The sequence below is a fragment of the Bacillus sp. ISL-57 genome (assembly GCF_018613135.1).
In the GTDB taxonomy this organism is placed as follows: Bacteria; Bacillota; Bacilli; order Bacillales; family DSM-1321; genus Peribacillus; species Peribacillus frigoritolerans.
This window is the reverse complement of record NZ_JAGGQV010000003.1, coordinates 1-24129: the sequence shown is the minus strand read 5'-3', so window position 1 is coordinate 24129 and position 24129 is coordinate 1. Positions and strand designations below refer to the sequence as shown.

The window sequence follows — 24129 nt, the reverse complement described above, 5'->3', positions numbered from 1 at the left end:
GCCTGCGGGGTCTCCCCTCGACTCGCTTTTCCCGCAGGAGTCTCGTACCTTCCGTTCCAATCAATTTTGTTTAAGGTTTGTCAATCTCGACCGTTGAATTCCACCCCAGGCACTCGCTTTCCGCGGGCGGTCGGAAAGGGAGCGTATTTCTGAAATCACTGGAACGTTTTTTAGTATCATGAAATAAATAAATCGACTATAAAAAATAGTTTGACTTTTTTTACAACTAAGTTTATATTTGGTTTAATACTAACTACCGTTAGTTAATGCAATTCAAAAAGGTAGGTGTTAGACATAAAAAGTAATTCAATGAATCATGGTTTGTAAGCGATTACACTATGTGTTTGTAAATCATATCAGAAGACTTTTAAGACCAGGAGATGATTATTATGAAATATCCACTTACACCAGATGTAAAGCCAGAGTTTTGTACAACAGGAACTTTTATGCGTTTACCTTCTCAAAAGCATGATGCAAAGCTGGCAATTGTAGGTATGCCTTTTGATACAGCAGCTTCTTTTCGGGTAGGAGCCAGGTTTGCTCCTCAAGCCATTCGTCAATCATCCATGACCCTGTTTCCCTATCACCCGATTCATAATGTATATCCTTTTGAACAAATGAACGCCATTGATATTGGCGATATCCCTGTTATTCCCCATAATATTCATCGAAGCTATGAGCTAATGAAGGAATCCATTCATGACTTGATGTCCAAAGGGATCATACCGATTGGATTAGGGGGAGACCATTCTGTTACTTTAGCTAGTTTACGAGCTGCGGCAAAGGTATATGGACCAATAGCCATGATTCATTTTGATTCCCATACAGATACCTGGGATACATATTATGAGGAAAAATATTGGCATGGATCTCCTTTCATTCGTGCCCACGAAGAAGGTTTACTGCAGGAAGATAAAGTGTTTCAAATAGGCATCCGCGGCACGCTAAACCACTCTGGGGATTTACAGGCAAGCCTCGATTTAGGTTATCGCCTGATTACAACTGGTGAACTTTCCAATCGTGGATTTGAAGATGTTTTGAAAGAGATTAGAAAAACGATTGGTAATACCCCTTGTTTCTTGACATTTGATATAGATTTCGTTGATCCTTCTTTTGCCCCAGGAACAGGAACACCTGAAATAGGTGGTTTTAGCAGCTATGATACATTAAAAATGATACGTTCCCTAACTGAATTTAACTTTATAGGATATGACGTGGTTGAAGTGCTGCCTTCATATGATCCAAGTCAAATCACTTCACTTTTAGCGGCAACCCTTGTACATGAATTTGCCAGCCTGGCAGCATTAGGTGCGAAAGAAGATATTAAAATCACTTTAACTTAAAAATGGCCCATTTATTTAATAAAGGAGGCAGCTCTTTGCGATGAAAGAATTACCCGAGCTTAAGCGTTCACTGAATACAAGATATGTAATTGTATTTGGACTTTCCTTTATGGCGCCTGTGACAGTCTTTAGCACATATGGCATCGCTATTGATCGTACCCATGGAATGATTCCGACAGCATACATAATCGCGTTAATTGTCATGCTATTCACTTCATATAGTTACGCAAAAATGGTTCAGGTATATCCCACTACCGGGTCAGCTTATACCTTTGTGCAGAAAGGAATTAATTCACACCTTGGTTTTCTGGTAGGATGGGTGATTTTATTGGATTATCTTTTCAGTCCTATGATCAGCGCTTTACTGTTTGGAATTATGGTGAATGCTTACCTCCCTGGTATTCCTATCGTTGCCGTCATCATTTCTTTCATCATTGCTGTGACAACGATTAATATTTTTGGGATTAAGGTCGCGGCAAATGTGAATACCTTTTTGGTGATATTTCAATTTCTTTTTATCATGATCTTCAGCCTGCTTTGCATAAAAGGACTTTTAGCAGGAAAAGGCACCGGAGAGTTGTTTTCTAAAGACCCTTTTTTTAGCCCGGACGTGAATATGAATAATCTGCTTTCTATTGTACCTTTATTATGTTTTAGTTTTCTTGGGTTTGATGCGGTTACTACACTTGCAGAAGAGACCAAAAATCCGAAAAAAACACTTCCTAAAGCTATTTATGCTACGACATTGATTGGAGGTTTATTATTTGTTGCAGCTACCTATTTTGCACAATCGATTTTCCCGAATTTCAATGCTTTTAAGAACCCTGATACAGCTATAGTCGATATCATGATTTATACCGGGGGTAATTTTCTGAATAGTTTGTTCGTTTCTGTCGTAGTGACATCCGCTACTGCTTCTGCGATAGCTTCAGGAGGCAGCGGAGCCCGGATTTTGTACGCAATGGGGAGAGATAATGTTCTGCCTAAGCGGATTTTCGGATATGTTTCTCCAAAATTTCAAACGCCCATATTCAATATCTTGCTCATTGCTTGTATTGCAATGAGCGCCGTATTTTTGGATATTGCAACGGCCACTTCTTTCATTAATTTTGGAGCACTGTTTGCTTTTACCTTCGTTAATCTTGCTGTGCTTTTCCATTATTTTGTGAGACAGAAGCAGAGAGCTCCTAAAAGTATCATTTTATATGTTCTTCTTCCCTTAATAGGCACCGGCATAACTATATGGTTTATGACAAAGTTGGATATCCATTCATTAGCATTAGGAATCACTTGGATGACAGTAGGTTTCATTTACTTATTGTACCTAACAAAAATGTTTAAGGAACGTCCTCCTGAACTGAATTTTGCAGAGCAAAAAGAAGAATTCGATGTAAAACTAGTGCAATGATCAGTTACTGTTTGATTATTTCGAATGAAAAGAGGTAAACTCCATGACTATTAAAAAAGCGGATATTGTCCTTTCCAGTGATGCTATTTTCACAGGGCTTACACATGAGCCAATGTCTGGGGCAATAGCTATCTTAGGTGACAAAATTCTGAGTGTAGGATCAAAAGCAGAGATTGAACCTTTTATAGGAAGCGGGACAAAAGTGTTTAACTATGGAAATCAATTGATTATGCCTGGATTTCATGATTTTCATCTCCACATTATGTTCAGTGCACTAAGTTTAACTAGTATTAATTTATTTGAAGCCAGGTCAGCTCAAGAAGTGGCTGAAAAAGTACTGGAATTTTCTAAAGAATGTCCTGGGGAAGAATGGATTATTGGCATGCAATGGGACGCAGGTTATTGGCATGAAAAACAAGAGCCCCATTATAGAATTCTTGACGCTGTCATTCCAGATCGTCCTGTCGTTCTTTTTCATGCTGAAGGTCATTATACATGGGTGAACAGTAAGGCCATGGAATTAGCAGGAGTTACTGAGGAAATACGTGATCCGGATTTTGGTCGCTATGAAAGAGATAAGAATGGTTTACTTACTGGAATTTTATATGAAGAAGCCCAGCAAATCGTTTTAAAAGAGGCATTACGGTTAACACAAAATAAAAAAGAAACGATATTAAAAGAGTTTTTACGATTGTTATCGCAATATGGAGTTACTTCCGTGAACGATTTGTTTGCGCCAATAGATGACTTCCTTCAAGACTATGACCTTTTTGATAAATTGGATAAGCAAGGAGAATTAACGACTAGATTTCATATCACTCCTGAATTGGATGGCAATTTGGACAAAGCTCAAATACTGAGAAATAAATATGAATCAAAGAAACTACAATTCTCAGGATTAAAACAATTCGTTGATGGAACAGTAACGGGTCATACCGCTTACTTCCTGAAACCTTATTCCGATCAATTGGATATTTGCGGTCATCCAGCTCTAGATCCAGAAGTATTGATAGATCGAGTTGTTAAAGCGGATGAACTCGGATTTAGAATCAGGTTTCACGCTATTGGAGATGCGGCAATTCGTTTAGCTTTAGACGCTTTTGAAGAAGCTGTACGCAAGAATGGAATAAGAGACTCAAGGCATACGGTCGAGCATATTGAAGTAATCGATTCGGATGACATTGAACGTTTTTCAAAACTGGGGGTCATTGCCTCGATGCAACCTGATCACATGGCAGCTTCATCAAGAGAGGTATATTCTTCAATAATAGGTCCTCAAAGGGAAAAAAATGTTTTCCTGACGAAGTCGCTATTAAATACAGGTGCATCTTTAGCTTTAGGAACAGACTTTCCGGTTTCCATCTCATTAAATCCAATGCGGCAAATATATACTGCGATTACTAGAGTGGATAGTAGCGGAGATCCACAAAACACATGGCATCCTGAACAAAAACTCACTTTGGCAGAGGCATTGCAAGCATATACATATGGCTCGGCCTATGGATGTTTCAGGGAGCATGAGCTAGGTACAATAGAAGAGGGGAAACTTGCCGACCTTGTGGTTTTAGATAGAAATCTTTTTGATATTCCAGAAAGTGAAGTGCTCAAAACTAAAGTGGAACTAACAATAAACGATGGGAAAGTTGTGTATAAAAGCGAAGAAACTTCTTTATCAAGCATATTCTAATTCTTATCTTTTAAAGAAAGAACCATGTTCCAAGGTGTTAAATATTTAGTTTAAAAAAGGAAATGAGTTTATAATGAAATTAACTGACGTTGGATAGTTTGGAGGCTCATTATGACAAAAAATGAAATAAAAAACATTTCCTTATCACTTTTTACCAAGTACGGATACGAGGGAACGGCTTTATCGGAAATTGCCAAGAGGGTAGGTATACAAAAACCCTCAATCTATAACCATTTCAAAAATAAGGATGACCTTTTCTTGTGTCTGTTTGAAGAAATCCTGGAAGAGCATATACACCAGGTCGAACAATTTGTCGAAGAGATAAATACACTCTCTTCTGAAGAAAAGCTAAAGCACATCCTTCTAGATACTTGTAACTATTATAAAAACCATGAAGATAAAGCAACATTTTTAAAGAGGGCAATGATTTTCCCGCCGGAGCATTTGAAGCACATCTTAAATGAAAGTTTCCTTAGATCTGAAGAATCATTTTCCGCTATCTTACATGATATCTTTGTCGAAGGAATCGACAAAAAAGAAATACGCCAAGGGAAAATCGAGAACCTAATCATGTCCTATTTCTGTTTGATTGATGGGATATTCATGGAATTTTCTTATTATGGCAAAGAGAATATGGAACCTAGAATTCAAAATATATGGGAAAACTTTTGGTATGGACTGAGTGGATGATACGTTCATCAGTTCATGCCCTAAAAACGTACAATAATTGTCATTGATTGGAACGTAGGGCACTTCTCTTCCAATACCCCTGAAATTGGTGAAGCACCATCAAACATATAAAAGATCACTATACGATAACCAAAATGGTTATCGTATAGTTGTTCTTTCTCCGTTTACACAAATTATGATAAAATGTAGTTATCGGAATTTTCAAAATAAAAGAACATTCATTGTTCCGTTAAAGGGCCAGTGTATAGCTATCCACAACAAGCCGCAAATGAATGTTGACCAAAAGGATCACTATTAAAGGGATTAAATTGGAGGGAATGGGAAATGGATGTAAAAACCCTTTTGTTACAGCAATGGGCAAGCTGCTTAGATGAAGAAGACTGGTTTCCGCCACTTGAAAAAGTGCTAGAGGATATCACTCTTGAACAGGCAATTTGGAAACCAGCTGATGGGGCAATGAATTCCATTTGGGAATTAGTTTGTCATTTACTTTTCTATGAAAAGAGATTTCTGATGCGATTTCTTGGTGAAACAGCGAATGAACCACAGGCAGAAAATAATGATTCCACATTTCGATTACCAGCTGAGACGTTAGAGAATTGGAAGGAAACAAAACAAGAATACTTTTATGTTCATCGTGAACTTGGAAAAATACTAGCAAAATCAGAACATGAAGATTTATATAGACAGGTCCCAGGAGAAGATAATTCATTAGTGCTTGAACTGAAGAGTTTAGCCATGCACGACGCATATCATATTGGGCAAATTGTATTCCTAAGTAAAATGCAAGGAGCTTGGGCCGCGAAACGCAGCTTTTAAAAATGCTTCATTAGCTTTACAGTTATTCGATTATAGGGAGCTTTAATGAATAAGAACGGGAACGTCCAAATCGGACGTTCCCGTATTTTATACCTAAAAAACAATAATCCTGCTTTTTATAGAGAAGAAGCCCTTATTGGATGGAGGAAATATGCGAAACTCCTGCCGAAAAACGAGCTAGCCAAGACCCCACAGGCGCTTGCTTTGATGCGGCTTGGCAGACAGTCGGCGGAAAGGGAGCGGATTTCTGAAAACAGCTCGAATTTGCCTACAAGTCTACTCACAATTCCTGTGTCTTAATCCTTTTGATTAACTCTTCATACCAAGATATTGTGTGATCTGTTCGGGTCGAAAAATAACCAGCCAAAAATTCACGAATATCCTCGTTGCCTTTAGGTTCTGGCTCGAAATTCCCAAGCTGCTCCCAAATAGCCTTGATGGACTTTACTTTTCTTTCTAATATATCTACTACTTTATCCCGGTCCACATACTTGATGTTGGCTAAACCAACAATCATATCCTTGATTTCATCCGCATTTTCAAATAATTTATAGATTTTTTTTGGTAGTTCTTCGCGACCCTTATCCGTAATCGCAAATACCTGTTTATCAGGGCGATGTTCTTCTTTTATCACTTCAACCGGTTCGACTAAACCTTGTTTCACCAATGACTCAAAATGGTAGTACAGTTTACTTTCCGTTAATCCGCCCAGGCGATCCAATGGAATGGGTTCTGAAAGCTGTTTTTTTAATTTATAAGGATAATTTTTATCCTCCATCAGCTTGCTCAATATAAAAATTTGAATAGACATTTTCTACGCTCCTTTAAGAAGTATTATCTCCTTATTGTAGCAAAACCTAAGCTGTGATTTCTGCCGCTTTCTTTTCAACTTCTGTTTCAGGAACCTGTACTGGCATCGGTTTGTGTAAAAACGCGACAATAGCGATATTAATTAACATCGCAACGGAACCTACCGCAGCCATTGACCAAATATACGGACTTGGACTGATGCTGCCAAATAGGTTTGCAAAGTAAGCTTGAACTGAGTAATACATCGGTGAAATGTGGCTCATCCATTCATATGGTGCGTGCATCATATCACGTGTGATGGTGGCACCATTCGCTATTGTTTGCATTAATAAAATCGGTAAGTTCAAAATCATGCCGCCTTCACCAAATAAGAAGATTAAAATCGCGGTGAAATTAAAACATACCATATAGTTCAGTATTTGTTGACCTACTATACCGAAAAATAGGTCACCGCTCGGCTTGTCAATTAAATAGGCTACACCTACAGCGATGAGTGATGAAACCACGGCAATCAATAATGCAGCCATTTGCACATACGTGAATAACCGTGTTTTGCTTGCTTTTCCCCGGCTGGCTCTAAATGCACCCACTAATTGCATTGCCCCGATCATCGCCCCTACATAACCGGCCATTGTTAAGAACATAGGGAGCATATTATGATTCATGCCATCGGGTATTTCATTGATTGTAACGACATTTCCTACATAGGATTTCTCAATCTTTTCGGCTAAGTCAGCGGCTTGCTTTTCTGGTACCTTAAAGTTCATCAATACGCCCTGAGCTGTTTGTTGCGAGAATTGTGTGCTTAACTGACTGTTAATTTCAGTTACGACAGAATTCATGGTAGAAGAAACGACTGTCGCCCCTGCCTCATTGATTGTAAAGTCGATGCTTGATGACGCTTCACCTTTTTGAATATTTTCAGAGAAGGTTTTTGGGATGTGTACGACTAATGCTAAATCATTGTGCTCCAAATCTTTTAAGGCTTGTTTATTGGTTATATCCGTCTCGATTTCTTTAAAGGGTAAATTTTCTTGTAAATTTTCGGCGATCATTGCCCCATTTTTACCAGCATCATCATTGATGATGGCGATCGGTAATTTATCGATATTTCCTGGTATGGCTGTATACCCAGGCAAGAAGATGCCTAGCATGGCAACTGCATAGAAAATCCCCATAAAGATTGCCGCTGTTGCCCCTCTTGTTTTTAAGAATGCTGAAAATTTCATATGTTGAATCCATCCTTTTGATTTAAAGTATATACTCTGTTCAGAGTACTCAAGTTAGAGTAGTTTGAAAGAAGTACTTAGAATTTTATTTTATTTTTTTCATAAAGTCAATCGAAAAAGTATATCTTTTTTATCCATAGGAAAAAACCCCAACAAAGCAGGAGTTGGGGGAGCATTTGTTATTTAGGTTCTTTTGGCAACACTGCCTCTGACTAGCAAATATGATCTTGATTTCATTCCATTAAGACACCCATTTTCTCGTTGTTACTAAACGAGTTTAATACAGCCTCAACAAAAGCCTCTACCGCAGGAGACTGCCATTTTTTCTTTTTTATCAGCATGTGTGAATAAAGGGGATCGAGGTTTTCAGAATGATTCAGGATTTTAAGCTTGCCGCTCTCGATTTCTTCTTTCACTGTAATATAAGGCAAAACAGAAAAACCAAGTCCGCTCATGACAATCTGTTTGATTGCTTCTATACTCCATAACTCCATGGTTTGAAAGTAATCCATTTCATGCTTTAAAAGATATCTTTCAAACATGATCCGATAACTGCAGCCTTCTTCATTTGTGATGAAAAAATGATTGGTGTTGGTGCCGCCTTTTTTATATTCATCAAAGTGATCAGGACCGTCAGGACTGCTCACAAGGACGATCTGCTCCTCAATCAAAGAATGATGAATGCATTTTTCCGGGTTTATTTCCGGATAGACCATTAAAGCGACATCCACCCGCCCGCTTAATAAGTCGACTTGGTTTTGGCCGCATGGACCATTGGTTAATATGATTTTGACATTGGGATATTTCAAGGAAAAATCCTTTATTATTGGACCTAACCTGGAGATTGTTAAAGATTCCGGTGCCGCCACTTTTAAAACACCTTTAACTTCATTCGTGCAACGCATGCTCTTAATCTGTTCGTGAGTGGAAAGCAAATCTTCAGCTAACGGTATTAAGTCTCTGCCTAGTGCAGTAAGCTGCAAATTCCGATTAGTATAAGTGAAAAGTTCCCCGCCAATCTCATGTTCAAGTGCCTGTATATGTGAAGTTATCGTGGATTGAGTATAGCCCAACTTCGAAGCAGCCCTTGTATAACTTCCTATTTCGACAATAGTCTGAAACGTTTTAAGGTGTCTAATTTCCATATCGTTCTCCTTAAGTTGGATGATGTATCGAAAAAAATGATAATGAATTTTTTGTTTTCAATTTTATTTATACTTATAGTCATCTTACAATAAAGACTGTTCGTTAGGAAATAGTGAATGAAGGTGGGATTATGAGTATTATAGCGTTTCTTTCGTATGTGATGATTACATCGATTACGCCTGGCCCAAGTAACATATTATTGATGAATGAAGCAAGGAGATTTGGTTTTTTTGGTTCATGGAAGTTCACTAGCGGCATCCTGACAGGATTTGCAGTATTAGGGATCTTGAGCGGAGTATTTACAACAAGCCTCTATAATTGGATTCCTATTGTAGAGCCATATTTTAAAATAGCCGGTGCCGCATATCTTCTTTACCTAGCATGGCAGATTCGTATGGCCAAAGGTTCAAAGAAGGATACGGGAGATGTGCAATCTTCCTTTTTATCAGGTTTCATTCTTCAAATCATCAATGTCAAAAGCATTTTGTTCTATTTAACCGTGTTGAGTGCGTTTATTTTACCGTTTAATGAGTCGCTTAAATTCGTTGCGATCTATTTAGCGATAACTATTTTTCTGGGGTGGATGGCATTGCTTCTGTGGTCAGGATTCGGCTCGCTGTTCAAAGATTTTTTTGCTAAACATGACAAGTCATTTCGGTTAATCATGTGTTTGTTATTGATTTACTCTGCCGGTACAATTTTTCTGTGATTACAAAAAAGAAGCAACAGCAACTCTCATGCAAAACGTGTGCTTCAACGGAAGATATAAGACTCTCATTTTCACAAACACTGACATTAGTGCAAGCTGTTTTTCATACGATATATTTGGGGTGAAAAAATGCCAAGAGTAAGTTATCGAAGTTCAGACGTTGATTTAATGGCAAGGATGATGAGAGCAGAAGCCGAAGGTGAAGGACTGCAAGGAATGTTGTATGTCGGAAATGTAATTGTTAATCGTCTTAAAGCAAATTGTTTGGACTTTAAAGATTTAAGAACCATTCCACAAGTCATTTTTCATGTACAAGGAGGAAATTATTCTTTTGAAGCTGTTCAAAAAGGTAATGTATTTTATCAAAGAGCGAGAACTGCTGAAAAAAGATTAGCCAAACAGAATTTGGATTATTGGAGGCAGCACCCAGGGAAATATGCGCTTTGGTATTTTAATCCATATGCTCCATGCCCACCGACATGGTACGATCAACCTTTTGCGGGTCAATTTAAAAATCATTGTTATTATGAACCAAAACCTGGAACATGTGAAAGTGTTTATACAGGAGGTTAGGCTGTTATTTCTTTTCAAGGAGCAGATCAGCAGCTCCTTTTTTTTATGCAACAATCGGGCACTGCAACAAGGTTTTTTGGTAAAATAAAGGAAAAAATGGATTGTTGTTTGGGAGGATTTTTAGTGAAGGCTATTATATTTTTTATTGTGGGGTTATTCATGCTCTATATAGTTATTGAAACAGCAGTGAGAAGAGGAATTAACCATTCAATTATTGGTCAATTTCTTGAAAAAAAGTATGGAATGAAAGAAGATGAAAGGTCTTTTCTTGATGATGACTTGGATAATGAAAAAAATAAGACGGATTATTAAAACAAGGGAGGTTGCTGCGGCAACCTTTTTTTAGAGGGGAAGTTGATGTACGAACTCTTTTAAAAAAACAAATTCAACAAGACAACAATGAATTTCCTAAAACAGGCTCCAGTTTGTGGAATAGCACACTTATTCAGCATCTTTCCGAGGGCGCCGAAATTCGGTGTAGTAGACCTTTCTTTTTTCAGGTTCGGATTCAATATTTTCGATGAATGCCGTTTTGGCTTTCTCCAGTAACAACCCCTTTAATTCCCGAAGCTTTATTGGACCCACTCCTGGCACCTTATCAGGTATATGTACTTCGAAATCCCCCTGGCGTTTATAAAAACGGATACTAGCAAGCCCCGTTCTTTCGGCTTTCCCCAAGGTATATGCAAATTCAAACCGCTGCTGAATGAATGAAGATAACTCAGGCAGCCCTAGACCTTCATAGAGGGGAGGGAATTCATGATAAACGGGAGGTTCTATGAACGATATTGAAGAAATCTTCAAATGGATACTCCTCCTTTTGGCGGAATAAAGAAAGACATACGTTGCCTATATTATTGTGCTATGGGCCAATTTTTTAAACATCCTTACAGCGGTCTTGCTTCCTGTAACCAGGAATAGTACAGCTTTTTTAGGTCAGCATCAGCACTTTCCTTATACTGCAATATCAAGATATCCAATCTTTACTTATTATCAAGTTAATGTTTTGTACTTAAACTAAAGCGTACTTTATTTTGAACACCTGGAACTGATCAGCAGTTCCGGGAGCCTTTCTAAATGATAAGCCGTATGAGTTTTTTTAAAAAGATATGCCTGTACGGGTTTAATTTAATAATGATTATATAAAACATAACAAAAAATCACGGTCCCTTTATACGGATATAAAATTCTAGAGTTATTCTGAATTTACATCTAGAGGGAGGGATCCGAAGTTGTCAAAATTTCAGGCCATAACTTCTTTGTTCATCTTGGTATTCATCATCATTTTCGTAACTTATAAAGCATTCTCATCCAATCATTCCACAACGAATCATTCCACATCCAACCGCTACATTCAACTGCAATTATTAGGCGTTAATGATTTTCACGGCCAACTAAACAAATATCAAATGGTTTCAGGAACCATGGCAGGCGGTGCTGAATACTTGGCTGCCTATTTAAAAAAATATAAACAAGAAAACCCAAATACACTACTCGTTCATGCTGGTGATATGGTAGGAGGAAGCCCTCCAATCTCTTCTCAATTTCAAGACGAACCCACGATCGAATTTTTAAACCTCCTGCATTTTGATGTCGGGACACCTGGAAATCATGAATTGGACGAAGGCGTAATTGAAATGAAACGTCTTATTCATGGAGGATTCAATAAAAAAACAGGGTATTTTCAAGGTGCCAAGACTGCTTACAGTTCTGCAAATATCATCGACAAAAAGTCGGGCATTCCCTTGTTGCCACCGTATGTTATTAAACAAATGGACGGAATTGATATTGGATTTATCGGTGCGGTCACAAAAGAGACCAACATGTATGTGTCCCCTGAAAATCGAAAAGGAGTAGAAATTACGGATGAAGTTTCAGCTATTAACCGAACCGTAAAGATTTTAAAGGATAAAGGGATCAAAGTGATTGTTGTACTGGCACATGATTCAGCTAAATCAGAAAAGGCAGGAGCAAATTCCACTGGAGCTCTAGTGGAGATGGCTCCAAAAATCGATGATGAGGTCGATGTCATTTTTGCAGGGCACAGCCATGAATATGCCAATACCGTTGCGGCCGGTAAACTGATCGTTCAAGCTTATTCTAATGGGAAAGCTTTTTCGCAAGTAAACCTTGAAATTGACCCGCATACTAAAATAATTGTTAAGAAACGAGCAAAGATCATTGCCACTTCACATCATCATATAAAACCGGATGAAGAAACGGTCGCTCTTCTAAATAAATATAGAAAAAGATTGGGGAGCAACTTTAATCAGGTAATAGGGGAAATGCCGGAAGAAATCAGAAGAAATCAAGATGCAAACGGTGAATCCCCATTAGCGAAAATGATTGCAGAATCTGAGCGCGAAGCCATGGGGGTAGATATTGCTTTTGTCCATCAAGGCGAAATGCGGAAAAGTTTAAAAAAAGGGAAGATCACTGTAGAAGACCTTTATACAAACGTGCCTATGGGTCATAGTGTCAGTAAGTTAATTTTAACAGGAGCGCAGATAAAACTTGCTTTAGAACAGCAGTGGACGAAAGATTATGAAAATAGGTTACAAATGGTTGGCTTAACGTATGATTGGGAAGCCAAAGCCCCAATTGGCAGCCGCGTTGTCGTGCTGAAAGACAAGAAGGGTCAAGAGATTCAGCCAAACAAAGAATATGAAGTAGCGGTCAGTAATTATTTAGCTTCAGGCGGTGATAACTTCACTGCATTTGAACAAGGCAGACTCGTAGAATCCGGTCCGCAAGTTGTCACTGCACTTATACGCCATATCCAAAGGAAGTATCCTCCCCATTCATTGAAAGAGTGAAGGGGAAACATGACGGGTGCGTTTCTGTAATAAGCAGGAACGCCTTTCCCTAATGTAAGCAGGTTAGTCCAACAACAAGGCATTTGCATCCTAGGGAAATATAGTAATGAACTAGAGGGGCAGTATAGATGAAGAAGGAACTTGAAATGTAAATCTCGAATATCTAATGTAATCGATAGATGAAAATTGGATGTCAGACAGGAGTTAGATACGATGATAAAAGGTTTTGGAGGAATATTTTGGAGAACTAAGAATCTTGAGGTTGTAAAAAAGTGGTACAGTGAAGTGTTGAAGATTGAAATGGAAAATTGGAATGGGACTGTGATAAAACCGCAATTAGGAAATGAGACGATCTTTTCTTTCTTTACCGAGAATGACAGTTATTTTCCAACAGAACAACAAGTGATGTTAAATTTCGAAGTACATAATCTAAACGAGACGATTAAGCATCTTGAACATATTGGTGTACCTCTTGCAAAGAAAAAAGAGATTAGTGAATTTGGAAAGTTTATTTGGATTGAAGATCCCGAAGGTCGACTGATCGAGCTTTGGGAGAAATAACGAGTTGTCATTCATTTGAAAGGAGTTCCACTAAATGACCGAACCGCTAATTGTAAGAGATGAGATACTCATTGAAGCGAATTCCCAGAAAGTCTGGGAAGTGCTTACTAAACCCAAATTCGTTGCAGAATGGGATGAACTACCAGAAAATTATCCTAATGAAGATATGACCGAGGGAAGTAAGGTGATTTGGGAGCTTCCGAATGGTGGTCAGTCAATCACTAAAATCATTAGAGCAGTTGTACAGAAAGAATTAAAAATCGCTTTGAACGTTTCAAATTGGGAAGTAAAGCCGGATGAAGGTGATGTCGCATATAATTATCAATTAAAAGAAAAAGGCGATAGTACTCTGCTAAGAATCGAGATTGGTGATTTCTCCCTGATTAAAGACGGAAAAATGCATTATGATGCATCTGTGGAATTTGCATCTGATTCTAAACAAATAATTAAGAAGTTATCCGAAAATCTTGGCTGATTATTGAATATTATGATTGGCTCTTACCTTGGAATTCCTTCGGGTGTGTTAGCTGAAGATCGGAGCTGTCTATAAGGCAGCTTTTTCTAATGGAACTCTAGGGGCAGGTTAGTTGAGTACTGTTTGATCTTTATTCAACAATTGGGCCACTTTGTTTGAAATTTAGGAGTGAAGAAATGAATAATTTTTTTACAGCATTAACTTATGTAAATAAAATGATTTATGAGTCGAATCACTTAATTGTAAAGTCAGTTCAAGAAGAGAAGCAAAATTCTATGTATGGTGCTGGTACATTTCAATTATCTTCTAAAACAGTTCGATTCAGAGTTGCGAATATAACCCCTACCAAAGTAGGGCAGTTTGTTGCATTTTGGGAAAAAGACGAAAATAATAAAAATCAACCCTACTTATATGAGTCAGCCCCTGATTTATTAGTTATAACTACCTTTAAAAATGAAAATGAGTTTGGTCAATTTATTTTCCCAAAAGAAATTCTATTAGAAAAGAACATTCTTAGGTCCACTTCAACAAAGGGCAAAATGGCAATAAGAGTTTATCCTAGCTGGGATAGTCCGAGTAGTAATCAAGCAATGAAAACTCAAAAATGGCAGTTACCCTATTTTGTTGACATGTGTAATCCGAATAAATTAGCCTTAGAAAAAATATTAGAACTCTATTCTTTTTAATCCTCTGCAATCGGGAGCGATTCTTGAAGAATTTTCGCTTTTCTTAATGAACTACCGGGTGTGTTAGCTAGGATCATAGCTGTCTATAAGGCTGCTTTTTCTTATGGCACTAACGGGGCAGTTAGTTGAATATGGAACTACCCATTTTTTAGCAATTCACTTAAATTCGATGGCCAACCGGGATACCGAAGACGGCGGGTGTAAACCAATTAGAACGTGATCTTATCCGTATTCGGCAGCGTGAAGGGATTGAACTGGCTAAGAAAGAAGGAAAGTTTAAAGGTCGGTTAAAGAAGTACCATAAAAATCATGTAGGAATGAATTATGCAGTAAAGCTTTATAAAGAGGGGGATATGACTGTAAATCAAATTTGTGAAATTACAAATGTGTCTAGGGCCTCATTATATAGAAAGCTATCGGAAAGGAACAGTTGATGAGTTATACCGAAAATCGGAAATATATAATAGAAAATAAATTCCATATAGAGGTGGAGTTATATGCCTAAAATTGACAATATGTTAGCAATTCTATGGATGCTTCGTTCAGGTGAAAAAATTACTGCAAAACAAATTTCAGAAAAGTTAGAGATGAATATAAGGACTGTGTATCGTTATATTGATACAATTTCAACAAGTGGCGTACCTATAATTTCAGAACCAGGACATAACGGTGGATACACTTTATTGAACAATTTTATTGAGGCTCCTCTTTTTTTTGATTTTGAGGAGCAAACTTCACTATTCCACGCTGCTGTGTTTGCAGAAGAAGCCGGATATTATGGAAGTGAAGCACTAAATAGGGCCATTTCAAAACTAAGTAAATACTCAAATCAAGAGCAGGAAACAAAGATAAACCAACATTTAACTAGTCTTGAAGTAATAAGTCGATTAAGTTCAATCTCTATGGAACCTTTTTTGAAGGAGTTGGAGCAGGCCGTAGCTGACGGGTACTCAGTAAAAATTATTTACCATAAAAGTAGCGAAAAGCAATTAAATTATAGATTGGTCGATCCGTACAGAATTATCTATTGGAATAATAAGTGGTATGTGATTGGATTTTGTCATCTTAGGGATGATATCCGTAGTTTTAGAGTAGATCGAATTGAAAGTCTAATGCTAACCGAAAATAAGTTTAACCGGCCAGAAAATTTTTCAGCACGTGACTTTTTTATGAAAAACCTCCTTCCAACTATAGAAGATAAGGGAGGGAATACTTCTTTAGTTATTAATGGGAATACAAGGACGTTGGAAGATATTTGCCAACATTGGTTTTTAGGACATTATTTACAAGAACGGACTTCAAATCAAGCTGTATTTCTTCTTGAAAAGGATATGATACATACATATGTACCTTATTTACTTTTACCGTACGGTAAATCTATTCAAGTTATTGAGCCAATAAGTCTAAAGAAAAGACTTATTGAAGTTCTGTCGGAATTAATAAAATTTCATCAAGTATGATAACTTCCCTGACGTTAGCTGTCAGGGAAGTTATATTATAATTGGCTATATCAATTGTGATTGGGAGTGTTATTGGATGCAAATAAAAAAAGTTTATCTATATGTATTTAATACAATGTCAGACTGGGAATATGGATATTTAATTGCCGAACTAAACACAGGAAGATATTTCAAAAAAGATATAGCACCTTTAAAAGTAGTTACAGTAGGAGCTAATAAAGAAATTATTACTACGATGGGGGGACTGAGCATAAAACCAGATATTCCCCTTGATGAGTGTACTCTTGAGAGTAAAGATCTTTTAGTTTTGCCTGGTGGGAATACTTGGGGAGAAGTTATTCATCAACCAATCATGAAAAAAATTGGCGAAGCTTTAAAGCTTGGCACTATTGTTGCTGCAATTTGTGGTGCAACTGAGGCCCTTGCGAATATGGGATACCTAGATTCTAGAAAGCATACAAGTAATAACTTAGAGTATATTAAAATGGTTTGTCCTAATTATAAAGGAGAAAAATTTTATGAGATGGGACCTGCGGTATCTGGTGAGAATTTGGTTACTGCATCAGGAGTAGCTCCACTGGAATTTGCGATGGAAGTACTGAAAAAATTAGATGTATTTGCACCAGATACATTACATTCATGGTATAACCTAAATAAGACTCACAAACCTGAATACTTCTTCCAGTTAATGAATTCAATAAATAGATGAGCTAAAAAAATCAACTTAGCAGATTTATATTAGTTTAAATAATTACCATGCTTTAGACAATGTCAAAGCATGGTTTTTGAATAAAACTTAAAAATGCTTATGGAGTAATGAAAAAGCCCAATTTCTCTTAATTAACGGTGAAGTTGGGCTTTTTAGTATTGAAAATTCCTTAACGTTGTAAATCCGCATTTTCCTGACGGTACCCCTATGTATTCCTTATGGAACTATAGGGGCAGATTAGTTGATTAAGAAATGAAAGTAAAAGAGACTTATAATAAAAGGAGCTATATCAATGATAAAAGGTTTATACGAAGCACATTTACCAGTAAGTAATTTAAATCGTTCAATTGAATTCTATGAAGGACTTGGTTTGCAATTTGATCACAAGGTTGAAGACAGATTGGCTTTTCTATGGATTGAAAAAGATAAAAGTTGTTTGGGGTTATGGGAAACAGATAAGGTAGAAGTTGAGTATCATCCATCAATAAGACATATTGCATTTCAAGTAACATTAGAAGACTTAAAAAACTCAGTTGTTTGGCTAAAAAGTAAAGGTTATAAGCCAAGAGAGGCTTTTGGCTTTGATCCTATTGAGCCTTTTGTAATGCCTCATGAAGAATATGCACACGCTAAAATTCATTTTAATGACCTAGACGGAAACAGTTTAGAATTAATTTGTAAACTAGATAACCCGAAAAAAATTAAGCACCGTATGTATTTAAGTGAATGGGAACAAATAAATGAAATATAATTTGTATCTTAAATAATATTCGCAAAATACTTTAACTAACGGGTGCTTTACTTCAATAAGGAAGGTTGCTGAGACAGCCTTTTTCTTATGGCACTAACGGGGCCGGTTAGTTCAATTAGGATATTGTAGACGGATTGTGCAGTAAAACCTTATGCTATAATTAACCAAAAAAAGGAGAATTGTTTTGACCGCACTAATTATCTCTGTATATATAACTATTACACTTGTATCGCTCTTTACTTTCGCCGGACCATATTCTCCATTGGTGGGACTAGCAATTGGGATTCCTATCCACATCCTAATATTACTTACAAAAATATATAAAGAGATCAATAAGATATCTAAGAAACTTTACGAATAGTTTGTGTCAAATCTACAATGATCCATAATGAAATAACGGGTCGTTAGCGCCATAAGAAGGCCGCCAATTGGCGGCCTTTTGAACGTATGGTTTTTAGACAAATCATACATTCGGATTCAAGTGAAAAACAACCGCAAAATACAGGGCAGCTTGAAGATCTAGCTGACGAACCGACGGCTTTTTCTTATTGAAGTAATGAAACAGATTAATTGAATAAAAAGTAAAGAATAAGACAAAAAAGGACACAGCTAGTGCTAGTGTCTTTTTTGAGACGTTATTACACCATCGTCTATACTTCATACGGTTGTTAAACATAATATATTGCGGACAACCTGTATTTACTTTTTTGTATCAAATTTTGAAAAAGACGGGAGAACGAACATTAATGGACAAAGAAAAAGGAATTAAAGAAAAGAAAACAAAAGGGGATAGAAGTTTTGGGAGATAAACAAGAAATACAAACTCAAATGTTGGAACTACAGAAAGAATCAACAGAAACATTGAATAAAGTCTTAAATGAAATAACACTATTAAATAGTAATCTGGAAAAAATGGGGACTGCAATTTCTTCGATGCAACAAAATGTACCTACTACAAATTCTTCAAACATACTTGCTAATCTTGATGCTGACACACTGTTAACCCTCTTACCGGTTGCAAGTAGCCTTTTTAAAGGTACAGGAACTGGACATGCTATGGATCCGATGCCTCAAGTTCCACAACCCAATCCTTTAAGCTTCCTTAATAATTTGGATATTGATAAAGTATTAGAAATCTTGCCGGTTGTACGTAGATTTTTTAAAGGTACAGAAAATTTGGATAAAATCTTACCGGTTGCACTTAGCTTTTATAAAGGTACAGAAACGGGACCTGCTATGTATTCGATGTCTCAAGTCCCGCAACCTAATCCTTTAAGCTTCCTTAATAATTTGGATATTGATAAAGTATTAGAAATCTTACCGGTTGTACGTAGCCTTTATAAAACTGTAGGCGAAACTGAAGGCAAGAATGAAAATAAAGAATAGTAATGTAAAAGGGCAAAGAGCTGACTCAAAAAAAAAGTCAGCTCCTTGCCCTTCGTTTATTTATTAATTACAGTCCTACTAAGATAATCACTAGTAGGATGAAAAGCACAAGGATCAAACCAGTGTTTACACCATTTTCACCATTGCCCATATCTATCCCTCCTTTAAAAATTGTAAAGGACTGGAAAAGAATGAACAATAGTGGAAAAAGAACTGCCCATACTACTCCCCCTTGTCCTCTTTAACAAGATATGTCTGTAAAATTATCTTGTATAGGACAAGCTATTAGGGGATATGTGGATTTTTCAAGAATGCACATTTTACAAAAAGTAAGAGAGTATGCTATTTATCAAAAAAGAGCAGAAATGGAGCGTAAATCGTATCTGCGAAGATAGCTATTGAAAACACAAAATAATCTACATACTATGCAGGATAGTTCTATAACGAGTATGGAATATATGGTAAAACAAGGATGTGTATTTATGAATGGGGGAGGTTAAATGCAATACTTTGTACTTGCATTAATTATCGGGGTGATTATTTTTTCTCTTTTTAGGATGTTTAAGAAGAAAAAAACTATACCGAGTAATCAATATACACCTATTGATGACATCAATAATTGATTGGTTCGAAATTACTCAAGCGAACCTCAAGAAATTGAGTCAAGTAAAGAAATACCTTATGAAGAAGTTGATAAAAAAGAGTGATTGAAATAAAGCCCTATAGAACTACGGGTGCGTTAGCTAAAGATCAGAGCTGTCTTTAAGGCAGTTCTTTCTTTATGGAACTAACGGGGCAGGATAGTTTAAGTATATTTCTTCACAAAGTTAAAAAAGCTGATCTTCCAATAAGGATCACTCAATTGAATATGTACTATTTCTGAAGAAAGGACTGTCTAATTTAGTCAGTCCTTCCTTTAAGTTTTTATATTAATCTTGAACTTTACCAAATTTAATAAAGTGCATAACTTCCGAAACTGTTACATATCCAATTTTATTTTTTCAGCTTCTGCAAGAGTATTTTTAATTAATATTTCAACGGTTTGACTTTTAGCTAATCTTGGACTCTGTCCAACCCAGAGGGACATGAAATCTTGATTATTTTGTCCACTGCACGTTTTTCTTATTACTTGAGTTAATAGGTTTTGAATAGGAAAATCGGGTACTACCATTTCATGCTCAAGCATATCTGCAATAAATTTGTTTTTAATACCTCTTGCCCATTTACCAGAAAAGGCACGAGTAAAGGTTGTCTGGTCTTCACCAGCATTAAAAATGGCTTCTTTATGTACCTTATGTGCCCCACTTTCGATACAAGTCAAGAAAGCTGTACCCATTTGTACACCTTGTGCTCCTAAGAAGAGTGAAGCCATTAATCCTCTTCCATCCATAATTCCTCCTGCAGCTATAACAGGTATGCTTACATTGTCAACAACCTGTGGTATAAGTGACATTAAACCTACTAGGCTCTCCTGATGACCATCAATAAAGTTCCCGCGGTGCCCACCAGCTTCACTGCCCTGTATAACAACCATATCCATTCCTGCTTTTTCATTTTCAACGGCTTCCCTCACAGTTGTAGCTGTCCCTATAAGAGTAATGTTGTGCTGTTTTAATTTATCTATCACTTCCTTAGGAGGAATACCAAATGTAAAGGAACAAATAGATACATTCTCTTCAATGACAACGTTAACTTGTTGAATAAAGCTTTCAAAAATTTTGTTATATTCAGGAATATCAAAGCTGTCTGTTTGTTCTAAGTTTAATTGCTTACGGATAGTGTGTAATAGCTGGTTAGCTGATTGGACTGCTTCAGGCGTTACGTTAAACTCGTTTGGCACGAAAAGATTGATGCCAAAAGGGTTTGATGTTAACTGCTTAATTTCTCTAATCTGCTCTCTTGATTGTATTGGTGTCTGGTAGCCTGCTCCAATCATTCCAAGGCCCCCATTATTGGATACCTCGGCTACTAAATTCGAAGTGGTGATCCCGCCAGCCATAGGAGCTTGTATAATAGGATTCTTAATCTTCAAATGCTTCATCATTTCATTATTTAACATCAATTAATCCCCCGATTTTGTATTTTAACCCCAATTAATTCTCTTCTATTTTTTGTATTGGACGGTTGAATTTCTTATGTTAGGGTTGTTCTCGAAATGAATCCCACTTAAAAGCAAAATTGCCCCAAAGAAGACAACACATGCTGCGCCAATAAAAGCAGCATTAAAATCATGTGTGAATGATGATAAGACTCCAGCAAGAGTTGGTCCTATCAACTGTCCTAAAGCATAAATAGCAGAAAGAATACCAATAGTCCGACTGCTATCAGATGGATTCATTTCTCGTCCCACTGTTGTAGCAAGAGTGGTGATACCCATAAAAGTGGCTCCAAATAATAAAGCACTTATGACAAAACTAGTTTTTGACATCCAAAAGACTGGCATCGCAATACCCAAGGATTGCAGAGCCATTGCAAGCACTAAAGATTTAATGTATCCCCACTTTTTAGCTAGTAAAGACCAAATGAGACAGGATGGAATCGCAGCCAATCCCACCATCATCCAAACTAAGGTGGCACCATTATGAAAGTATGAGGTCTTTTCAGCGATAGATACGATAAACGTTCCTGTAACAATGTAACCCAATCCTTCTAAACCATACGCAATAATCAACCATATAAGCCATTTAGTGGGGGGCACTTTTACAATAATATCTTGTTTATTTTTCTCCTTAACAACGTTGGGAGTTTCATCGAGCCAGATCCATACAAAGATAGCAAGGATTCCACTCACAACAGCTAGTCCTATCCATGTTCCTTCCCACCGAAATAAATGGTTTAAACTCGGAATCATTAGACTGGATAAAAAGATTCCCAGACCTACTCCCCCATAAAACAACCCCGACCAACTGGTTTTTCTTATAGCCGCAAGTTTATCTAACACGATACCAGAGGCTAAGACCAAAACAAACGCACTGGCAAACCCTGATAGAAAGCGAAGTACATTCCATAGTAAATTAGAGTATGTGAGACCCATTAGGGCAGTGGTTAAGATACTGATGATAAGACTTACTCTTAATAAATTGGTTCTATACTTCTTAAACGGAATGGCACCAGCTAAAATTGCTCCAAGTAAATATCCTGCGTAATTACTAGATGCTATATAACCAGCTGTTGTATTTGATAAAGAAAGGTCTTTTTGCATAAGTGGAAGAATGGGAGTATATGCAAATCTTCCAATCCCCATTGCAATGATTAAAGAAAATATTCCCCCTATTAAAAAAAGATAAGTTTGCTTCTTCATAGATGCACCTCAATAAAATTGTATATTATAACCATATCTTATTTAGTTATAATGAACCTGTTAGAAACTGTGCTTCTCCTTGCCCAAAACTCCAATCAGCATCGCTGTTTTCTGTTATAGAAACCATCAAGTCTTGTGGAGAAATCCCACATTCTGATTCAAGTTTAAGTGCAAGGAGTGTGTATAATGTTTCTTTCTGTTTTTCAGTTCTTTTTTTACTAACAATACTAATAATTACTAAGTCTCTGCTCCTTTTAAACCCCAGTCCAGTATCCTCGATTATTAGCTCATGCGGTGGGTGCTGATGAACTATTTGATAACGATCACTTTCAGGCACTTGGAAAGCTTCCACCATCGCACGATGAGCTGAATCCAATAATTTTTTAAGAGTTTCCTCGTTTCTTCCTTCTACTAAGTCAAAACGTAATAATGGCATTTTTGTGTGTCTCCCCTCAAAAAGTAATGATGTCTTTAGAGTATCCAGTTAAATGTAGGATATTATAAGCATATCTTTTCTTTGCTATATGGTATAATACATAAAAATGATATTTGGTATCACTTTTAACGATGGCTAAAAGGTATATCAACTAAGGAGAGATCATTTTGGATTTGCATACATTAAAAATTTTCCAGAGTGTTGCTAAGATGGGGAGTATTTCTCAAGCAGCAAGGGAACTTCAATATGCACAGTCAAATATCACGATGAAAATACAGCAGTTGGAATCGGATCTTCAAACAACTCTTTTTTATAGACATAATCGTGGCACTGCATTAACTGACAAAGGAATCATGTTGCTAACATATACAGAAAAAATATTCGATCTTATAGAAGAAACCAAAAGTATGATGAATGATGACCAAACACCTAGAGGTCCGTTAATTATTGGTTCAATGGAAACAACCGCAGCAATTCGCTTACCAGTCTTATTTTCAAAGTATCATAAAGACTTTCCAGAGGTTGATTTAACTTTAAAAACAGGTTCTACAGAACAAAATATTCAAGCAGTTCTTCAGAATGAACTTGATGGAGCATTTGTATCTGGCCCTATTAATCATCCTGATCTCATTCAGAAAGAAGTATTCGAAGAGGAACTAATGCTTATCACAGATACAGTTCATTCTCCAATATCTTCTTCTATCAAAGAAATTCAAACAAGGACGTTGCTTGTATTTCATTCAGGATGTGCATATCGTGAAAAGTTTGAACAATGGTTATACCAAGAGAAGATGATACCCAATAAGATAATGGAATTTGGCACTATAGATGGAATCATCGGTTGTGTAGCAGCTGGTCTAGGTATAAGTATGCTTCCACAAAGTGTGATTACAAAGCATGTACAAGACGGAATCATTCGACAACACTCAATTCCGAATCTATACGGAAAAGTCAAAACAGTATTCATTTATCGAAAAGATAAGTATGTACCTGCGTCTTTAATTAAATTTATCAATATGTTAAGTGCTGAGGAGGAATTGTTAGATATTAAAATTTAATTTAAGTGGGTAGATATTTTCTTCAATTTACAAAGATTGTGAAGAAATGTACTTAAACTCCCATGAAAATTAAAAA

Annotated in this window: 26 protein-coding genes and 1 pseudogene; 20 read left to right on the top strand and 7 right to left on the bottom strand. The window is 36.8% G+C overall.

Going from position 1 to position 24129, the window contains the following annotated elements:
- The first annotated feature begins 389 nt into the window (after positions 1 to 389).
- The 6 genes from speB (at position 390) to J7I90_RS07860 (ending at position 6247) form a co-directional block, all read left to right on the top strand.
- Positions 390 to 1343, top strand: a complete 954-nt coding sequence (speB, locus tag J7I90_RS07885) for an agmatinase (RefSeq protein WP_214770291.1) — start codon at positions 390 to 392, stop codon at positions 1341 to 1343.
- A 40-nt stretch (positions 1344 to 1383) separates the two neighbouring features.
- Positions 1384 to 2751: an APC family permease gene (locus J7I90_RS07880; RefSeq protein WP_214770287.1), complete on the top strand. Its 1368-nt coding sequence runs from the start codon at positions 1384 to 1386 to the stop codon at positions 2749 to 2751.
- Positions 2752 to 2794: 43 nt separating this feature from the next.
- Positions 2795 to 4438: an amidohydrolase gene (locus J7I90_RS07875; protein WP_214770284.1), complete on the top strand. Its 1644-nt coding sequence runs from the start codon at positions 2795 to 2797 to the stop codon at positions 4436 to 4438.
- A gap of 111 nt (positions 4439 to 4549) precedes the next feature.
- Complete coding sequence (locus J7I90_RS07870; RefSeq protein ID WP_214770281.1) at positions 4550 to 5128, top strand: TetR/AcrR family transcriptional regulator; 579 nt, start codon at positions 4550 to 4552, stop codon at positions 5126 to 5128.
- Positions 5129 to 5452: 324 nt separating this feature from the next.
- The gene (locus J7I90_RS07865) at positions 5453 to 5947 is read left to right on the top strand and encodes a DinB family protein (protein ID WP_214770278.1); all 495 of its coding nucleotides are present in this window, start codon (positions 5453 to 5455) and stop codon (positions 5945 to 5947) included.
- Positions 5948 to 5992: 45 nt separating this feature from the next.
- Positions 5993 to 6247, top strand: a complete 255-nt coding sequence (locus J7I90_RS07860; protein ID WP_214770275.1) for a hypothetical protein — start codon at positions 5993 to 5995, stop codon at positions 6245 to 6247.
- Here the strand turns inward: J7I90_RS07860 and J7I90_RS07855 are convergent.
- From J7I90_RS07855 to J7I90_RS07845, 3 genes are all read right to left on the bottom strand, one after another.
- Positions 6228 to 6758: a PadR family transcriptional regulator gene (locus J7I90_RS07855; protein WP_214770272.1), complete on the bottom strand. Its 531-nt coding sequence runs from the start codon at positions 6756 to 6758 to the stop codon at positions 6228 to 6230. The genes J7I90_RS07860 and J7I90_RS07855 overlap by 20 nt on opposite strands.
- 46 nt (positions 6759 to 6804) lie before the next feature.
- Complete coding sequence (locus J7I90_RS07850; protein WP_214770268.1) at positions 6805 to 7986, bottom strand: YhgE/Pip domain-containing protein; 1182 nt, start codon at positions 7984 to 7986, stop codon at positions 6805 to 6807.
- Positions 7987 to 8219: 233 nt separating this feature from the next.
- On the bottom strand, positions 8220 to 9131 hold the full coding sequence (locus J7I90_RS07845; protein ID WP_214770264.1) for a LysR family transcriptional regulator: 912 nt from the start codon (positions 9129 to 9131) through the stop codon (positions 8220 to 8222).
- 131 nt (positions 9132 to 9262) lie between these two features.
- Between J7I90_RS07845 and J7I90_RS07840 the strand changes: the two genes are divergently transcribed.
- The 3 genes from J7I90_RS07840 (at position 9263) to J7I90_RS07830 (ending at position 10726) form a co-directional block, all read left to right on the top strand.
- The gene (locus tag J7I90_RS07840; protein WP_214770261.1) at positions 9263 to 9841 is read left to right on the top strand and encodes a LysE family translocator; all 579 of its coding nucleotides are present in this window, start codon (positions 9263 to 9265) and stop codon (positions 9839 to 9841) included.
- 129 nt (positions 9842 to 9970) lie between these two features.
- Positions 9971 to 10414 carry a cell wall hydrolase gene (locus J7I90_RS07835; RefSeq protein WP_214770258.1) on the top strand — a complete coding sequence of 148 codons (444 nt, stop codon included), beginning with the start codon at positions 9971 to 9973 and terminating at the stop codon, positions 10412 to 10414.
- A gap of 123 nt (positions 10415 to 10537) precedes the next feature.
- Positions 10538 to 10726, top strand: a complete 189-nt coding sequence (locus J7I90_RS07830; RefSeq protein WP_311315243.1) for a hypothetical protein — start codon at positions 10538 to 10540, stop codon at positions 10724 to 10726.
- Between the two features lie 129 nt (positions 10727 to 10855).
- Here the strand turns inward: J7I90_RS07830 and J7I90_RS07825 are convergent, their stop codons facing one another.
- The gene (locus J7I90_RS07825; protein ID WP_214770257.1) at positions 10856 to 11218 is read right to left on the bottom strand and encodes a hypothetical protein; all 363 of its coding nucleotides are present in this window, start codon (positions 11216 to 11218) and stop codon (positions 10856 to 10858) included.
- Between the two features lie 428 nt (positions 11219 to 11646).
- On the opposite strand from J7I90_RS07825, the gene J7I90_RS07820 reads away from it, so the two are divergent.
- From J7I90_RS07820 to J7I90_RS28095, 10 genes and pseudogenes are all read left to right on the top strand, one after another.
- Positions 11647 to 13230, top strand: coding sequence for a bifunctional metallophosphatase/5'-nucleotidase (locus J7I90_RS07820; protein WP_214770254.1), 1584 nt, complete (start codon positions 11647 to 11649; stop codon positions 13228 to 13230).
- Between the two features lie 213 nt (positions 13231 to 13443).
- Entirely contained in the window at positions 13444 to 13791 is a 348-nt protein-coding gene (locus J7I90_RS07815) for a VOC family protein (protein ID WP_214770252.1), read from the top strand.
- A 34-nt stretch (positions 13792 to 13825) separates the two neighbouring features.
- Entirely contained in the window at positions 13826 to 14266 is a 441-nt protein-coding gene (locus tag J7I90_RS07810) for an SRPBCC family protein (protein WP_214770250.1), read from the top strand.
- Positions 14267 to 14442: 176 nt separating this feature from the next.
- On the top strand, positions 14443 to 14952 hold the full coding sequence (locus tag J7I90_RS07805) for a MepB family protein (RefSeq protein WP_214770248.1): 510 nt from the start codon (positions 14443 to 14445) through the stop codon (positions 14950 to 14952).
- 194 nt (positions 14953 to 15146) lie between these two features.
- Positions 15147 to 15386 (top strand): annotated as a pseudogene (locus tag J7I90_RS07800) (helix-turn-helix domain-containing protein); the annotation flags it as partial.
- 63 nt (positions 15387 to 15449) lie between these two features.
- Positions 15450 to 16412 carry a helix-turn-helix transcriptional regulator gene (locus tag J7I90_RS07795; protein ID WP_214770246.1) on the top strand — a complete coding sequence of 321 codons (963 nt, stop codon included), beginning with the start codon at positions 15450 to 15452 and terminating at the stop codon, positions 16410 to 16412.
- Positions 16413 to 16488: 76 nt separating this feature from the next.
- The gene (locus J7I90_RS07790) at positions 16489 to 17121 is read left to right on the top strand and encodes a type 1 glutamine amidotransferase family protein (protein WP_214770242.1); all 633 of its coding nucleotides are present in this window, start codon (positions 16489 to 16491) and stop codon (positions 17119 to 17121) included.
- A 292-nt stretch (positions 17122 to 17413) separates the two neighbouring features.
- A complete protein-coding gene (locus tag J7I90_RS07785; protein ID WP_214770239.1) occupies positions 17414 to 17872 on the top strand; it encodes a VOC family protein in 459 nt (152 codons plus the stop codon).
- 798 nt (positions 17873 to 18670) lie between these two features.
- On the top strand, positions 18671 to 19258 hold the full coding sequence (locus tag J7I90_RS07780) for a hypothetical protein (protein WP_214770236.1): 588 nt from the start codon (positions 18671 to 18673) through the stop codon (positions 19256 to 19258).
- A 500-nt stretch (positions 19259 to 19758) separates the two neighbouring features.
- Positions 19759 to 19881 carry a FeoB-associated Cys-rich membrane protein gene (locus tag J7I90_RS28095; RefSeq protein WP_214770234.1) on the top strand — a complete coding sequence of 41 codons (123 nt, stop codon included), beginning with the start codon at positions 19759 to 19761 and terminating at the stop codon, positions 19879 to 19881.
- Positions 19882 to 20237: 356 nt separating this feature from the next.
- On the opposite strand, the gene J7I90_RS07770 is transcribed toward J7I90_RS28095, so the two are convergent.
- From J7I90_RS07770 to J7I90_RS07760, 3 genes are read right to left on the bottom strand one after another with little or no spacing between them, the layout of a single operon-like run.
- Positions 20238 to 21317: an NAD(P)H-dependent flavin oxidoreductase gene (locus J7I90_RS07770; RefSeq protein WP_214770231.1), complete on the bottom strand. Its 1080-nt coding sequence runs from the start codon at positions 21315 to 21317 to the stop codon at positions 20238 to 20240.
- Between the two features lie 45 nt (positions 21318 to 21362).
- Entirely contained in the window at positions 21363 to 22559 is a 1197-nt protein-coding gene (locus J7I90_RS07765; RefSeq protein WP_214770228.1) for a YbfB/YjiJ family MFS transporter, read from the bottom strand.
- A gap of 46 nt (positions 22560 to 22605) precedes the next feature.
- A complete protein-coding gene (locus J7I90_RS07760; protein ID WP_034304408.1) occupies positions 22606 to 22995 on the bottom strand; it encodes a tautomerase family protein in 390 nt (129 codons plus the stop codon).
- 167 nt (positions 22996 to 23162) lie between these two features.
- On the opposite strand from J7I90_RS07760, the gene J7I90_RS07755 reads away from it, so the two are divergent.
- Positions 23163 to 24053 (top strand): LysR family transcriptional regulator, encoded by an 891-nt coding sequence (locus J7I90_RS07755; protein ID WP_034304405.1) that lies wholly within the window; start codon positions 23163 to 23165, stop codon positions 24051 to 24053.
- Positions 24054 to 24129: the final 76 nt, after the last annotated feature.